The sequence below is a fragment of the Humisphaera borealis genome, assembly GCF_015169395.1.
Taxonomy (GTDB): Bacteria; Planctomycetota; Phycisphaerae; order Tepidisphaerales; family Tepidisphaeraceae; genus Humisphaera; species Humisphaera borealis.
On the sequence record NZ_CP063458.1, the window covers coordinates 2,029,014 to 2,043,471 of the forward strand.

Here is a 14,458-nt window from a genome sequence, read left to right on the forward strand (position 1 = left end):
CTGTCAAAACGCATCGCGCCAAACAACTTAGACTCGCCGCTCAACTTCACTTCCCCGCCGCCGCGGCCATCTCCACGATCAATTCCTTCCCGAACGCCATCCGGTCCGCCGGCAGGGGCCGACGTCCCAGCTTCTTCACCGTGCTCGTGCGCAGTTCCATCAGCGCCACCGGAACGCCATGCGTCTGCCAGAGCGAATTGGTGCTGTCGCCCGGCGGCTGGACGACCGCCTTGGGGTTCGGCTTCTGGAACTTCTGGCTCGGCTCGAACTGCGTCCGCTCCACCAGCGCGTCGTACAGCTTGGCAAACCTTCCAAACGCCTGCTCGTCCGTCGCTGCCGTTTGCAGATATTCCCCCGTCTCGGTGTTGTGCAGGTTGACCATCAGGTCGATCTTCGGCCCCACGCTGTGCGCCGCCACGATCGCCTTCTTCCCATACCAGATCTCCGGCATTCGCTTCAGCATCTCCGGGTCGCGCAGATCGACGGCGAGCCAGTTGCGGTTCAGGTCGTACCCGTTGGCGTTAAACCGCACCTTGCCGGCGGCGCAGCCGTCGATATCGATCATCGGCGTAAACCGAAACAGCGTCGTCTTCCGCAGCTCGACCGCCTTGGGATCGTCCGAGATCACAAACCGCAGCGCCCCTTCCATCACATAACTCGTCCCGCTCTCCCACGCGTGCTGCCGGGCCTGCAGCCAGATGCACGCCTTCTTGTCGTCGGCGACCGAGAAATCAGTCACCGTCACCATCGGCAGATCATGCCCGCCGGCCGTCTTGCCGATCATCTCCACCCGCGCCGCCCGCGACCGGCCGACGTCTTCCAGCAGTCGCTCCAGATCACTCGGGGTGTATGGCGGTTGATGGGCGATCCACACCACATCCACATCCGGCGTAAACCGGATCGTCCCCTCTTTTGCCGTCGCGTCCCACGTGAATTGCTCGGGCGTGAAGTACGTCCACTGCTTGCCGTCGGTGCTCCAGGCCGGCCCGTTGTCCGGGCCGTGCGGCACCGCGCGGGGCGATAGTTGTATTCGCCGACGAGATCCGTCATCGTCAGCGCAAGCGACCTTCCGCGGACGTTTTCCATCCGGAAGTAGAACCAGCTCGTCTGGCGATTGCGTCCCTGCTCGTTGTGCTGGCCGGGGACGGCACATCGAAAGCTGCTCGCATCGGCCGCCGCACCGGCCCCCACCGACCCGACTGCCTCCACCTTGCCGAGCATGCCGCCCTGGAAGTTGGTCGAGAAGGTGATCGCCGGCCGAGTCGCCGGCCCCGTCGCCGGCCCAGCGACAACCGCGTCCCCCCGCCCCACCCCCGCCCAAAGCGCAGCCGACACCCCCACCAGGACAAACCAGCCACGCGCCACAAACAGTCCATGTCGTCCAGTCATCGCCACCTCCACTACATGCCCCCCACGCCTTCGTGCCTTCGTGCCCCCCGTGCCTTCCCGCCTCACTTCATCGATTCCCGCACCGCCTGGATCGCCTCATCGGTCGAGTCGATCCGGATTAAACCGAATCTCGGGTACTCGAAGTCCATGATCACATAGACCGTCACGCCCAGCACCACCGAAAATACCAGCAGATGCACCAACGACCGGCATCCGCGTTGCGCCATGCCGTACCCCGCGAGCAACCCGCCGAGCATGACCAGCCCGCACAACAGGACGATCAACAGCGTCGCGATATGCGTCTTGGCCGCGATCGTCCGGGTGGTGGTGATGTCGAACATCTCGTTCAGCGCGGGCACAAGCAGCAGCGACGCCTGCGGCGAGGCCCCCGCCTTGCCCACCGCCGCGACCGCTTTCGACCAGATCACCGACTGCTGCGCCGCCGACCTGTCCTGCTCAGCCTGCACGGCGTCGAGGTCGCGCAGGCTTGCGTAAATCTTCAGCCGGGTGTCGACATACTCGCGGAACAGCGGCCGCAGCTCGTCGCGGTCGGCCGTCGGCAACAGATCCAGCCGCAGGTACGCGGTGCCGATCGCATTGGCTTCCTCCACGATCAGTGCCCGTCGGTTCTCCAGTCGGGTGGACGACCCGCTGAACATAAACGCCATCAAAAGCCCGATGAGCCCGAAGACCGCCGCCTCGACCGCACCGGTGCCGCTGGCAAATGTTTTGATGCGCAGCGCATCGTGCTTGCCCAGGCGGTACCCCACTTCCTGAAACAGCGCGACACCGAGGACAAGAAAAGCCGACAGCAGGATGGCGGAAGTAATCGGGCTCATGGATGTAGGCAACCTCATCAGGACGGGAAAGACTCTGACGACCGCAAAGCGTCAATGGCACGCGAACCGAGCTGATCATACCGCCCCACCGCCCGCCCGCATCGGCCCCCAGCCGCCAGCCGTGCCCCGGGAACGCCAAGCTCCAGCCCGGCACCGCCTTCTCACGAACGAACCCAAGACCAGATCGCCAAACGAACCCAAGCCGCCACCCGCCACCCGCGCCCCGGGAACGCCGAGCTCCAGCTCGGCTCCTTCCTCATCCGTATTAAAGCCGCAATCCACAAAGAGCCGAGTTGGAGCTCGGCGTTCCCAGAGCCACCTCCGCCTGCCGTCATCCGCATGACCGCCTCCGCCGAACGAACCCAAGGCGACGTCGCCGAACGAACCCGAGATCGCGAACGACGCCACACCATCCCAACACCCCGCCGCACAAGTCGGCAGCGCACGACAACCCCGCGCCAGCGGACACAAGGCCCGGACGCCAGGAACCGCGATCAACCATCCGTTAGCATAATTTTAGGTTCAGCACCGATTTCGTCAATCGTTTTCATCCCCGGTTGAGCCGCGACGCCAGGCGGAGCGCGGGCCCCCGGGTCGCGGAGCCATGCCCCGTTAACGACGCCGCACACGATGCCGAGACCGCACGGCGTAACACCCCCACGTCGCAACGCCCGCCGACCAGACCCGCGACCCCGCTCGCCGACCAATCGCACAATTTTCCGAAACCACCCGGAAACGCCCGTTCGACCGCGGTTGCGCCGTCAAAAACGCCGTCCAACCCCGTAACTGACAGGCATTTGGCGTCAGCCGAGGGCAATCGCATCTCCTTTTGTCGATGGTTGTGTTTTGTACGGGTTGCGCTTTCTAACTTCTCTCGCTATCACTCCTTCACCGGTCGCGAAGCTTCGCTGGTAACAACTTTCATCTCCTGAAACGGAGCTTCGCCATGGATGGCCCTGCGACCAGTGGTACCCTGCGCGCGTTTTCCAACCTCCCCGATCCTCGCGGCTGCAACGTGATTCACAAACTCCACGACATCCTCGTCATCTCCGTCTGCGCCGTTATCTGCGGCGCCGACGGCTGGGTCGACGTTGAACTCTATGGCAAGAGCAAGCTCTCCTGGCTTCGAACCTTCCTGGATCTTCCCCACGGCATCCCCTCTCACGACACCTTCGGTCGCGTCTTCGCCAAGCTCCATCCCGACGCCTTCGAGCAGTGTTTCAACGCCTGGGTCGGCGCGATCGCACAGTCCGCCGGCGGACGACTGATCGCGATCGACGGCAAGGCCATCCGCCGGTCCTTCGAACACGCCTGGGCCAGGAACAACATGACCCACATGGTCAGCGCGTTCGTCGACGCCCACCGGATGGTCTTCGGCCAGGTCGCCGTGGATGACAAGAGCAATGAGATCGAGGCGATCCCGCGGCTTTTGGGCCTGTTAGACATTCAGGACGCGACGGTGACGATCGATGCCGCCGGCTGCCAGACGCAGATCGCCAGACAGATCGTCGATGCCGGCGGCAACTACGTGCTGTCGGTGAAGGAGAACCAGCCGAGGACCAGGCTTCGCCTCGTCCGACGCTGCACGCGAAGGTCAGGAAGCTGCTGGACGAAGCGATCCTGGGCGGCATGAAGGACGTGAGCCACGGCGTCCACGAGGAGTTCGACGCCGACCACGGCCGGCTGGACACCCGCAAAGTGTGGGTGATGGACGAAGTGCACTGGCTCGGCGACCTATGTCAGCAGTGGCCGGGACTGGCCGGCGTGATCGCGGTCGAACGCAAGCGGGAGGTGCTTGCCGGCAAGAGCAGCGTCGAGCGGCATTACTTCATCAGCAGCGTCGCAGGGACCGACGCCAGGGCGATGGCGGCGGCGATCCGCGGCCACTGGGCCATCGAGAACAAGCTGCACTGGCAACTGGACGTGAGCTCCCGCGAGGACGAGCGGCGGATCCGCAAAGGCTATGGTGCGGAGAACTACTCCCGGTTGTGCCGGCTGACGCTCAATCTTCTCAAGCGGGACAAGAGCATCAAAAACGGGATCCACGGGAAACGGTTAAAGGCAGGTTGGGACGAGCACTACCTGCTCCGTCTGCTAACGACCTGAACATGCAATCGCCCTGGGCGTCAGCCCGGCGACCCGCCGCCTTGACAGGGGCCGAATGGCACCTATAGTGGGGTCTCAGTGATCGCGGGGTAGAGCAGCCTGGTAGCTCGTCGGGCTCATAACCCGGAGGTCGGAGGTTCGAATCCTCCCCCCGCTACTTCCATCAAAGAAGCCCTCGGAGTTCTCTCCGAGGGCTTCTTTGTTTGCGCACCGAGGCACCCAATGCAGCAAATATTCAAAGTTACCGTTTTGCCGATCCTGGAACATCCAAGATGAGCTTGCGTCCATATCCGTAGCCGTGCCGTTCAGGCGCGGCTTAAAGCGAGTTGGGTTACCTAACGCGGAGTCCACCAAGATGAGGTTGATGCCCGTTCGAATACTGCTGGGGTTCATTACGATACTGGCCGTTTTGTCTCAACCAGACCTTCAAGCCGCTGCCACGCAACCGGCTGTCGGCCAGCCGCAGATTGTCACTGTCACGCTCACCGATGACGGCAAGACGATTCCCGTCGCCGTCGGCCAGGAGGTGCGCGTCGTCTTGAAAGGCGACCGCAAGCAGACCGGCTGGGAAGTCGGCCAGCCTCACGGCACGGCACTCACCCCCGTTGTGATCGGCGGCAGCTACGGCCAGGCCGCGATTCCGGCTGTGGAATTCCGGGCAGACAATAAAGGCGTGGACGATATCGGCGATTACACCTTCCGCTACAACACCATCGCACCTGGCGTGAGCAAGCTGCGGTTTGTCTATCTTTATCCCGGCGGGTCTAAACCGACCGCACGGACCGCTACCCGGTTGATTCGAGAGTTCAGTGTCATCGTGGAGGTGGGCGGGAAGGCCGCTACCCAGCCAGCGCCAGGTGTGGCGCTCGCTCCCAAGGTCGCGAACCAGCCGCAGATGACGGTTCTTCGCGGAACCGCCATCCCCCAGGTCGATCACAATGCAGTGGTCGATCGCACCAAGTACAACATGGTGGTGGAAGTTGTGGGTGAGCGGGACAATCTGACGCGCTACGCGGTCTGCATCAACCCCGTCAGCAGCGCGTTCATCGCTCGCGATCACGGCGCCAAGCCGGTCGTCGTGACAGGCGCAGTCGAGCGCGAAGGAGACCTGCACATCATCGTACCTGTCGAAATTGAGCGGCAACATATCCCCAAGGAACCGTGACGCATTTTAAACTCGCACTGAACCTTCATTGACGACATCTATGCGAACCAATCTGCTTTGTTTCATCCTCAGCGTCATCATCGCTATCGCACTGTCACAGAAGGCGATCGCGACGCCACCCTCCGGGTTCGCGGCTGATGGAGTCATCAAGTCGGTGGACGTGAAGAAGTCCGAGGTGACTTTCACCGTCAAGCACTCCGACGGCGCACGCGACTACACCGCGCCCATTCGGCCGGCGACGAAGATCGAAGTGGACGGCAAGCCGGCCGAACTAAAGGACCTGAAGGCTGGGATGGCGGCCTGGGCGCATATCATCTCCAAAGGCGATCGATACTTCGAAGCGATCAAGGCGCCGCCAAAGAAATGATGCTCCACGTATGACGAGATTCGAGGCTCAAGGAATTGCCATGGGCGTACTTCGTCGTTTGTTGATTGTATTTGCCGCAATCTGCACCTTCGCCGCGGCGGTCCCCGCGCCCGGGGACAATCCGCCGACCGTCGCCGCGGAACTGGAAAAACTTCGCGGTGCCTGGGCAATCAAGAAGGTGACGATCAGCGGGGAGGAAGTTGCTGCCGAAAACCAGCCAAAGGCGTTCGTATTCAACGGTACGAAGCTCACACCTGACGACGACCCGGAAGACTTCGCCGTCGTCACGCTCGATCCCAAACAGGTGCCGCCGGCCATCGATCTGGTGTCTAAAAAGCGGGAGAAGTCGCTGGGCATCTACGAGATCGATGGTGAGACGTTGAAGCTATGCTTTAATGAGCCAGGCGGGGCAAGACCCCAGACGTTTGCGTCCGCCAAGGGCAGCCGCGTGTCGTACATCATCCTGAAGCGGATGAACAAGTAAGCACCGACCTTTGGTCGAGGACAAACACCTTGCATCGTGCCCGGTCATGACTCATGTGACCAAGTCGCTTGGCGGAATCTTTCCCAATCCGCAGACGTTTGCATTGCATCTATTTCCATCAAAGAAGCCCTGCGGAGTTTTCTCCGAGGGCTTCTTTGTCTGCGCGCTGAAGTACCCGGCCCAAACCGGCCGCTCAGGTTGGACAGCACCCGGCCGACCGTGCCCGACGCCAGTCCCAGGCCCCTTACGGAGGTATCCGCCATGGCCGACCACGCCACCAACCCGACCCGCCCCTGCGAGCGGTGCGGCACGATGATCCCGCCCGAGCGTATCGAGATCCTGCCCGACACCCGGCTATGCGTCGCCTGCAGCCAGGCCGTCGGCGGCGAGTTCCAGATCAGCTTCGTCGCCGAGAACCTCGCCAAGAGCGGCACCATGAAGAAGAACTACGGAGCGATCTCCATGAAAAAGACCCGCAAGCCGGTGCGGCGGGCACAGGGGTAGGCCCACCTTTGAAGCGTTTTGCCGGCTCCGTAAGCGAATCCACGACGGGTACGCGCACGCTTCGATAAGTGTTTCGCCTGCAACCGCCCCGTTTGTAAGTAAAAATCACGGCGTGTGAGCATTTTTCACGGCGGGAGCCGACCTGGCAAACCTCCGTCTTCCCCGATAAGAAACGCGGCGCGTTCCTGCTGCCCGTCAAGGCCGCCGTCCGAAAGGCGGAGCACCTGATCATCGGCGATCGACCGCTTGTGACGCTGATCGTCTGCCATGCGATCGGCGGATAAACGGTGGCGGAACGACTGCCGTTACCCGCCCTTCACGAGATAGGTGTAACGCGTGTTGCCGGCCACTTCCGGAAGCCGGCATACGTGCTCGGCCGGCCGACATTTGGCTTACGAACGGCCATGTTGCTAACTCGCGGTGGGGAAGCGCCGTTTCCGGCGACCGATCCAAGTACCAACCGCCAGCGCACCGATCAGCCCCGTCGCCGGCTCGGGCACGGGGACGATCTCGTAGCTGGTGCCAAACTCGATGACCCGAAAACCCGTGCCGTAGCCGGTGAAGAACACGTCGCTCTGGCTGTAGGCAGCGATGAAATTGCTGGACACATCGTCGAAGACCAATCGGTCATTGGCACCCTCCGTGCCGCCGGTAAGGCTACCGACCCAGTTGGTGATGGTGAGCCTGGAGCCTGCGGAGTGGGAGCCGAGGCCGGAGAAAAGGAACTCGTCGTTTCCACCGCTACCGGCGGAGCCGAAGTCGAGGGTGGAATTGGCGACGACGCTGAGCGCGCCAAAATTCTGGGCCTGATTGGCGGCGTTCCCGAAAGCGAGGATGCCGCCGGCGAGATTCACGACTGACGCGGTGTTGACGATGTCGTTGGAGGTGCCGTTCAAAAGCAGTGCCCCGGTGGAGTGCAGCGTCACCGCGGTGGTTCCGGCCAGGCCGCCACGATCCAGCTTGAGGGTGCCCTCGTTGATCGTGGTGACGCCGGTGTAGCTGTTGATACCCGAAAGCGTGATTGTGCCGGCACCCTTTTTCGTCAGGGCAAAATTGTTACCGCCGGTCGAGCCTGGCATCGCCGACGCCGATGCCGACCCGGCCGCGCTGCCGCCGAGGGTGCCGGAGAACGCGTAGTCGTTGCTGTTGTTGATCGTGAGCGTTGCCGCAGTGGACACATTGCTGTTGACGATGCGTTGAATGCGGAAATCACGTGCGACGTTGGTGAGGCCGGCGATCTCCTGGCTGAATCCGTTCAGATTGACGTCCGCAAAGCGGCCCGTGCCGGCACCATTCTGACCGTCGATTGTCAATACGGTCGATACCGGAAGCGCGTTGGCGATACCGATGTGGAGGACGATCTGCGACGCGGTGCTCCCGCTGGTATCGAGCAGAGTATTTCCCGCATAACTGTTCTGTGCCTTCAGCGCGACGGTGGACAAGGCGTTTTGATTCGCACTGCTGGTAAACTTGATATTACCGCTGCCACTGATCGTCCCGCCGAGTGTGAACGTGGAAACTGCACCCGCACCGGGCAGGTTCGTCGGCGCACTTATGGAGACCGTGGTGCCTGCCCCGCCGATGACGATGGGTTTGCTGATCGTCGCGCCGCCGATGAGCGGCTGCAGCAGCGTGGCGTCTGCCATCGAAATGCCCGAGGTGCTGCCGAACGGCGACGCGACATTAAATGCGAGAGTTCCCGCGCTGAGCGTGGTCGGGCCTGTATAACTGTTGGCGGCGGTAAGCGTCAGTTTGCCGGTGCCCGACTTTTTTAGCCCACCCGCACCGCTGATGGCCGCTCCGCTGAAGTCCGTACCCTGCACGATGTCGTCACTGCGGTTGGTCTCATAAGTCGCCCCGCTGCCCACGGTGATAATGCTGTCAGTGCTGAGCGAGCCCGTCGTGCCGCCGTTGCCCATGCGCAGCGTGCCGCCGTTAATCGTGGTCGGGCCGGTGTACGTGTTGGCGCCCGTCAGGATCAGGGTGCCGCTGCCGCCGAGCGTGATGCCGCCGTAGCCGATCATGGAGTCGCTGAACGTCGCGCTGACCGACGAAGCGATCGTGCAAGGCTGCGTCACGCGAAGTTCAACGGGACAGTTCACCAGCAGGCTCCGCGTGGCCGAACTCATATCCACACCAGATCGATCCAGGCCCAGAGTGGCGGTGCCGTTGATCGTCACCTGGGTCGCGGGGTTCGTGATTTTGATTCCGCTCCAGACCTGGTCGGCATTCAGGGTAGCGTTGCAGTTAGTCGCGTTGACCGAGCTGTTCCATTGCGCGATCTCGTAGAGTCCGGGGGCGACGTTCCCGGACCAGCTGCCCGAGGCGCTCAGGTTGAGCGCGTTATTGTTCGCTTTGGTGATGGTGGTGATGGGGGTGTTGAGGTCGCCGGTCCACGACTTCACCTGAGCCCCGCTGACAAGAATGACGGATTGGGTCGAAGGCGCGGTCAGGATGCTGCTGCCCAGATACATGCCCCAGCGGAATTGAGTGCCGCCGGTGGGACGAGAATAGAAGTTGTCCGCATAGAGCACGCCATCGATCCAGACCTTGTAATTCAGGCCGTCATCGTGAATTCGTACATCAAAGCCCTGACCGTCAAAATCCCTGGTGCTGCCATCAGGATTCGTGAGCGTCACGTCGCCGGCGTTGCGGCGGTTGTTGACCGTCAACGCGCCGCTGCTGCTGATGTTGAGCTGCACCGCCCAATCGTTGTCCGTGTTCTTGACCTGGAGAATCGCGGCACCCTGTTGCCGGGCCGCAATGGTATAGCGTCCAGTCCATTCGTAAGTCGCGCTATTCGCGGTAGACCACGTCGATTCGGTAAATGCTTCGCTACGGGTCGAGCCATCACGCGTCGTCGCCGTGTTCTCGTCATTGACAAACATTCGAAAGACTTCTGTGTTCCCATCGGTTTGATACCAACGGGTGAAGTTCGTTAAGTTCGTCGTGGACGTGTTGCAGGGGACATGAATTCGCAACGGGCTGACAGAAATCGGGCGATTTCCGTAGAGCCCGACCTCGGTTAGCGAGTTGTTGACATTAAGGACCGAGCCGGAGACCGGGCCGGGGTCTGCCGAGTTGTTGTTCAGTGTGGGGAGAATCGTGCTCCAGGCGGGATTCGCAGGGCTACCCGTGTCGGTGAAATACTGGGCCTGCGCCATCGCGGGGAACAAAAATCCAAGCACCACCGCCGCAACGGCAGGGCGGGTTGAAAAGTCTTGTGCGCGAACAAAATGCACCACCGAATGCTTCATGTGGGGAACGTTTCATGTGATTATTCAGGAGACCTGGGAACGTCCCCAGGCGTTGCGGGTGCAAGATATCAACGGGCCCGGTGGAGACAACAACAATCCCCGGGTTCTCTTATTGGCAGTCGTCCAACGCCCTTGGCTTCCAGAGTTGGTCGTGTTTCTCAAAGTGATCAAGTTAGATGTGTTCGATGACTTGCGGTCGGTGTCGAACGCAAACCCGGAATCGCGCTAGGGACCCCCGGGCTTTTGCGCTGTCTTCGCGTCGATCAGCGCCTCGCCGCGTAGACGTCGTAACCGGCGGCAGAGAGGTGAATGCGACGGCAGCGCGAAGGTCACTTCTTCTCGATCGGCTCTTTGCCGTCCCCCAGCGCTTTCAGATCGTCGGCGGCTTGCTCACTCGACTTGGTGCGGTCACAAAGGTTGGTTCCAAGTGCGCCGCCTTTGTCCGCCGTTGCATAGATAATGTATTGCTTGCCTTTCTCGAAGGTTCGGCCGCAAGAATTGGTCGGCGTCACGACGACAATCTCCTTGGAGTCAACACCTTTCCACGTGCGCTCCACTGCGAACTTAATCGAGATGTTGCCTCCCTTGTTCTCGACGGACAGGGCACGGCCAAAGAAAACAGCCGCCGACTTCTCCATCGCCTCTTTGGGCGGCGGCGGCGGCAGGCATCGACATGCCTGTGCAGCGGAAGACAAAACCGGAGTCAGCAGTAAAACAACGGCCAGACGGCGCTTGGTACGGATCATGTCTCCATAGACGTTGATCTGGTCTGAGAGTTTCCGGTCTTCAATAACAATCTCGGTCAGTTGGAGGGTGACCTTCTGCCATGCGATTGGCGAGCAGACGGGGGCGGGCAAGAACGCGTCTCCCACCCTTCGCTAGTTGATTTTCCGGCATTTTGCTTTCGCTGTGCTCGGTGTGCCGATATGCTCGCGCGCGACCGTCACCCGCGATTTCCCCAGCGACTTGCCCGGCGACTTCCCCCGCGACTTCGCTCGTTAGGTGGTTTTGCCCGGACTTCGATCGCCCCTGCATTGCTGAGGGGTTTCCAGCCGTCGCCGGCGCACCTGACTCAGGTGGTGCGGTGGCACGGGACGGGTCGGGGTGTCGGCCGTGTCGTCGTCCGCTTTTTACCGGTTTTGAAGAATGCACATGTTCAATCGAAATGCCTCGCACGCGGCCAAATCCTTCCGGCAGCGCTCCTCCCGCCGCCCCGTCGCATCGGCGGTGCGGGCGATCATCGAGCAGGTCGAGTGCCGGCAGCTGTTTGCGGCCCTGGTGATCAACGGGACGGGCAATGCCGACACCATCGTGCTGAACAGCTCGAGTTTCACCCTCAACGGCGTGACGACGAGCATTGCGGCCACCACCACCAGCATCCAGATCAACGGCAATGCCGGCGCCGATACGATTACGGTCGCGGGGGTTGGCAGCGCGCGGACGTCGGTGACGGTCAACGGCAACGCCGGCACGGATTCGATCACCATCGGCACGGGCAATCTTGACGGCGTGCAAAAGGACGTCCTCGTCAGCGGCGGCGCGCTCTCCGACAACGACCTGCTCACCGTCAACGACTCGGCCCGCCCGGTCACGGGGAGTGACGACCCGAACTCGCGCGTCCGCGTGTCGAGCATCGAGATCAACAACCGGGCGATCAACTTCGCCAACGTCGCGCGCGTCGTCGTGCAGCAGTCGGGGAACCCCAACTTCACCAACGTCAACGAGGTCGAGGCGGGAGTCTCCGTAACCCTCAACGGCAACGGCGGGAACGACTTTTACGAAGTCGGCGATAACGACCTGAACCCCACCGGCGGCGTGCTCGACAACATCCGCGGGCGGCTCACACTCAATGCCGGGGCAAACTCCGGCGGCATCGGCGACAGCTTCAGCTTCAATAACTTTCTCGCCAGTTCGCCATCGTCGTTCGTGATGAGCAATACGCAGGTGACGTCGCCGTCGTCATCGGCGTTCAGGATCGATTACTCGGGCTTCGAGGGCACGAGCATCAACCTTTCCGCTGAGGCCGAACGGTTCGATGCCTCGACGCGCACGACGGCCGCGGACTGGTTGCTCGGCGGCGGCGCTGACGTGATCTTCGGCACCGCCGCCGCCGACACCCTCACCAACGATGGGACAGATCCCGTCGAGTTCCACGGCGGCGGAGGCAACGATACGCTCATCGGCGGCGATTCGGCCGACATCCTCTTCGGCGACGAAGGCTCGGACCTGCTCGACGGCGGCTTTGGCGATGATCGCTATGGATTTGCTAACGCCCTGGCGAGCCAGGTGGACACCATCTCGGATATCGACGGCATCAACGAACTCGATTTCAGTTCCATGTCGCAAGCGGTCACCGTGGACCTGGGCTCGACAGTTCTGGCGACCCACACCAACCGTACCGTGATCGCGGCACCCGGGACTTTGATGTCGAACGCCTTCGGTGGCTCGGGTAATGACACGATTTTCGGCAACGGCGACGCCAACAGGCTTGTCGGCAACGGTGGGAGCGATAACGTCTCGGGGTTAGGCGGGGACGACGAGATCATCGGGACCAGTGTCCAGTCGAGCGTCGGCGATTTGCTGTTCGGCGGGGATGGCGACGACACCCTGACCACCGCCGGCAGCCTTAGCAAGCTCTTCGGCGGACCAGGCACTGACGGACTGCTGGGCCCGGGTTCAGGCTTGTTCCCCAACGCCGACCCCGAGATCTTCGTCGAATCCGACGGTGGCACCGTGGACGACGGGTCAACCGTCCCCGAAGTTGCCAACTTCACCGATTTCGGCACCATCGCGCCCGGCGGATCGGTCTCTAAAACGTTCACCGTCTTCAACGACGGCGACGCCCCCCTGATCACCGCCAGCCTGCGTGTCACCGATGCTGCCGGTTCAGTGACCAACCGCTTCTCGGTCACCGAAGGGCTGAGCGGTGTCATCCAGCCCGGCCAGTGGGATTCGTTCACCATCACCTTCAGCACCACCGTCGTCGGAGTGGCCGACCGGTTCGTGCATTTCAGCGACAACGACTCCACCGAAGCCCCCTTCGATTTCGCGATCCGCGGAACCGTGCAGAACGGCAGCCCGGAAGTGGAAGTGCGCGGGAACAACATCGTCATCGCCGACGGCGACGCCACCGCCTCCACGACCGACTTCACCGATTTCGGCAGCGTGAATACTGGCGTGCCCCTCACGCGGACGTTTACGGTGAAGAACACCGGCACCGCCGCACTGAGCACGAGCGGGCTGACCGTGCCGGCAGGGTTTTCGATCGACAGTACCGACACGCTGCTGGCGAGCATTCCCGCCGGCGGGAGCGACACGTTCAAGGTGAAGCTGAACGCAACGGCCGCCGGAACGTTCGCGGGCAACCTCTCGTTCGCCAACAACGACAGCAACGAGAACCCCTACAACTTCTCGATCAAGGGCATCGTGAACGCCGTGGCAGGTGGCGCGCCGGAAGTTGAAGTTCGCGGCAACAACATCGTCATCCTCGACGGCGACACCACGGCATCCACGACCGACTTCACCGACTTCGGCAGCGTGAACGTCGGCTTGCCGGTCACGCGGACGTTTACCGTGAAGAACACCGGCACCAAGGCGCTGACCACCAGCGGCGTGACGGTGCCGGCCGGGTTTGTCATCGACGCCACCGATACGCTGCTGGCGAGCATTCCCGCCGGCGGGCAGGACACGTTTAAGGTCAAGTTCAGCGCGACTTCGGGCGGGACGTTCACGGGCAACATCTCGTTCGCCAATAACGACAGCAACGAGAACCCGTACAACTTCGCGATCAAGGGGATCGCCAAAGGGCCGGAGATCGAGGTGCGGGGGAACAACGTCGTGATCAACGACGGCGATACATTGCCGAGCACGACCGACTTCACCGATTTCGGATCGGCCGCGAAGAACATTTCGATCACCCGGAGCTTCACGGTCCGCAACACGGGAACCGTCGCGCTGACGCTGTCGAGCCTGAAGTTCGCCACGATCGCCGGGACGGCCTCCACAGCGCCATTCAGCCTGAGCGGATCGTTCCCCACGTCGGTCGCGGCCGGCGGAAGCGCGACGTTCAGCATCAAGTTCCTGAGCCTGACGGCCGGCACGTTCGACCGGATGCTGAGCTTCACGACGAACGACGCCAGCGAAGGAACGTTCAACTTCATCCTTCGCGGCAAAGCGGTGTGACGCGCCGAAGGCGCTGGCGTGCGAATGGCGCTGGCATGCGAAACGCCGCACCGGGCATCTGCCCCAGGGGAATGGCGCGAACGGGGACCCGCTGGTTAAGACGAAACGCCGAGGTTGAATCGCCTCGGCGTTTTCGTTTTCAGCCGACAACCTGAAGGACGGCAG

General features: G+C 62.2%; 13 protein-coding genes and 1 tRNA gene. 10 read left to right on the top strand and 4 right to left on the bottom strand.

All coding sequences use genetic code 11. From position 1 onward, the window contains the following. Positions 1–46: 46 nt before the first annotated feature. Both IPV69_RS07575 and IPV69_RS07580 read right to left on the bottom strand, forming a co-directional pair. On the bottom strand, positions 47–1,009 hold the full coding sequence (locus IPV69_RS07575) for a M14 family zinc carboxypeptidase (RefSeq protein WP_206294388.1): 963 nt from the start codon (positions 1,007–1,009) through the stop codon (positions 47–49). Between the two features lie 442 nt (positions 1,010–1,451). Next, positions 1,452–2,228, bottom strand: coding sequence for a bestrophin-like domain (locus IPV69_RS07580; RefSeq protein ID WP_206294389.1), 777 nt, complete (start codon positions 2,226–2,228; stop codon positions 1,452–1,454). 946 nt (positions 2,229–3,174) lie between these two features. On the opposite strand from IPV69_RS07580, the gene IPV69_RS27505 reads away from it, so the two are divergent. From IPV69_RS27505 to IPV69_RS27885, 8 genes are all read left to right on the top strand, one after another. Continuing rightward, positions 3,175–3,861, top strand: a complete 687-nt coding sequence (locus tag IPV69_RS27505) for an ISAs1 family transposase (protein WP_206290838.1) — start codon at positions 3,175–3,177, stop codon at positions 3,859–3,861. Then, positions 3,858–4,334 (top strand): ISAs1 family transposase, encoded by a 477-nt coding sequence (locus IPV69_RS27510; protein ID WP_241179937.1) that lies wholly within the window; start codon positions 3,858–3,860, stop codon positions 4,332–4,334. Before IPV69_RS27505 ends, IPV69_RS27510 begins: the two co-directional genes overlap by 4 nt. An 83-nt stretch (positions 4,335–4,417) precedes the next feature. Next, positions 4,418–4,491 (top strand) — tRNA-Met (locus IPV69_RS07595). A 207-nt stretch (positions 4,492–4,698) separates the two neighbouring features. Continuing rightward, complete coding sequence (locus IPV69_RS07600) at positions 4,699–5,499, top strand: hypothetical protein (protein ID WP_206294390.1); 801 nt, start codon at positions 4,699–4,701, stop codon at positions 5,497–5,499. Between the two features lie 40 nt (positions 5,500–5,539). Next, a complete protein-coding gene (locus tag IPV69_RS07605; RefSeq protein WP_206294392.1) occupies positions 5,540–5,866 on the top strand; it encodes a hypothetical protein in 327 nt (108 codons plus the stop codon). A 40-nt stretch (positions 5,867–5,906) separates the two neighbouring features. Then, positions 5,907–6,350, top strand: a complete 444-nt coding sequence (locus IPV69_RS07610; RefSeq protein WP_206294393.1) for a TIGR03067 domain-containing protein — start codon at positions 5,907–5,909, stop codon at positions 6,348–6,350. Positions 6,351–6,611: 261 nt separating this feature from the next. Next, complete coding sequence (locus IPV69_RS07615) at positions 6,612–6,854, top strand: TraR/DksA C4-type zinc finger protein (protein WP_206294394.1); 243 nt, start codon at positions 6,612–6,614, stop codon at positions 6,852–6,854. 104 nt (positions 6,855–6,958) lie between these two features. Then, the gene (locus tag IPV69_RS27885; RefSeq protein WP_206295640.1) at positions 6,959–7,138 is read left to right on the top strand and encodes a DUF1905 domain-containing protein; all 180 of its coding nucleotides are present in this window, start codon (positions 6,959–6,961) and stop codon (positions 7,136–7,138) included. A 126-nt stretch (positions 7,139–7,264) separates the two neighbouring features. On the opposite strand, the gene IPV69_RS07625 is transcribed toward IPV69_RS27885, so the two are convergent. Further along, complete coding sequence (locus IPV69_RS07625; RefSeq protein ID WP_206294395.1) at positions 7,265–9,742, bottom strand: autotransporter-associated beta strand repeat-containing protein; 2,478 nt, start codon at positions 9,740–9,742, stop codon at positions 7,265–7,267. 247 nt (positions 9,743–9,989) lie between these two features. On the opposite strand from IPV69_RS07625, the gene IPV69_RS07630 reads away from it, so the two are divergent. Then, positions 9,990–10,340 carry a hypothetical protein gene (locus IPV69_RS07630; protein WP_206294396.1) on the top strand — a complete coding sequence of 117 codons (351 nt, stop codon included), beginning with the start codon at positions 9,990–9,992 and terminating at the stop codon, positions 10,338–10,340. A gap of 100 nt (positions 10,341–10,440) precedes the next feature. On the opposite strand, the gene IPV69_RS07635 is transcribed toward IPV69_RS07630, so the two are convergent. Next, positions 10,441–10,968 (bottom strand): hypothetical protein, encoded by a 528-nt coding sequence (locus IPV69_RS07635; RefSeq protein ID WP_206294397.1) that lies wholly within the window; start codon positions 10,966–10,968, stop codon positions 10,441–10,443. 295 nt (positions 10,969–11,263) lie between these two features. Between IPV69_RS07635 and IPV69_RS27695 the strand changes: the two genes are divergently transcribed. Further along, complete coding sequence (locus IPV69_RS27695) at positions 11,264–14,293, top strand: choice-of-anchor D domain-containing protein (RefSeq protein ID WP_315853152.1); 3,030 nt, start codon at positions 11,264–11,266, stop codon at positions 14,291–14,293. Positions 14,294–14,458 lie beyond the last annotated feature (165 nt).

Bases quoted from the DNA above. Each gene is read 5' to 3' on its own strand.
- IPV69_RS07580 (WP_206294389.1), bottom strand. From the start codon at position 2,228: ATGAGCCCGATTACTTCCGCCATCCTGCTGTCGGCTTTTCTTGTCCTC.
- IPV69_RS27505 (WP_206290838.1), top strand. From the start codon at position 3,175: ATGGATGGCCCTGCGACCAGTGGTACCCTGCGCGCGTTTTCCAACCTC.
- IPV69_RS27510 (WP_241179937.1), top strand. From the start codon at position 3,858: ATGAAGGACGTGAGCCACGGCGTCCACGAGGAGTTCGACGCCGACCAC.
- IPV69_RS07600 (WP_206294390.1), top strand. From the start codon at position 4,699: ATGCCCGTTCGAATACTGCTGGGGTTCATTACGATACTGGCCGTTTTG.
- IPV69_RS07605 (WP_206294392.1), top strand. From the start codon at position 5,540: ATGCGAACCAATCTGCTTTGTTTCATCCTCAGCGTCATCATCGCTATC.
- IPV69_RS07610 (WP_206294393.1), top strand. From the start codon at position 5,907: ATGGGCGTACTTCGTCGTTTGTTGATTGTATTTGCCGCAATCTGCACC.
- IPV69_RS07615 (WP_206294394.1), top strand. From the start codon at position 6,612: ATGGCCGACCACGCCACCAACCCGACCCGCCCCTGCGAGCGGTGCGGC.
- IPV69_RS07625 (WP_206294395.1), bottom strand. From the start codon at position 9,742: ATGTTTGTCAATGACGAGAACACGGCGACGACGCGTGATGGCTCGACC.
- IPV69_RS27695 (WP_315853152.1), top strand. From the start codon at position 11,264: ATGTTCAATCGAAATGCCTCGCACGCGGCCAAATCCTTCCGGCAGCGC.